Genomic DNA, 240 nt, shown 5'->3' with positions numbered 1-240 from the left:
GCCCGAACGCGGGCCCCGTGATGGCCGCGGGCGCCGGCAGCCTGAACGTGCAGCTCGGCGGCCCGGCCGTCTATCACGGCGAAATCGAGGATCGCCCGGTGCTCGGCACCGGAGCCACGGCCACCGCCCTTCACATCGTCGCCGCGCTGTCGCTCGTTACGCGCACGCTCGCGCTGTGGCTCGCGCTGCTGGTCGCGAGCGGCGCACTCGTCATGGCCACCCATCATGTCTGATTCATCC

General features: G+C 71.7%; 1 protein-coding gene. It reads left to right on the top strand.

Annotated features, from left to right (window positions below):
- Positions 1-233, top strand: a 233-nt coding sequence (locus tag AAEY88_RS15325) for a cobalamin biosynthesis protein (RefSeq protein WP_350563769.1), incomplete at its 5' end; no start/stop codon positions are given.
- Positions 234-240 lie beyond the last annotated feature (7 nt).

The organism is Psychrobacter sp. CAL346-MNA-CIBAN-0220, from assembly GCF_040309805.1.
GTDB lineage: Bacteria > Pseudomonadota > Gammaproteobacteria > Pseudomonadales > Moraxellaceae > Psychrobacter.
The sequence above is the reverse complement of the archived record's forward strand: the minus strand, read 5'-3'. Positions and strand labels throughout refer to the sequence as shown.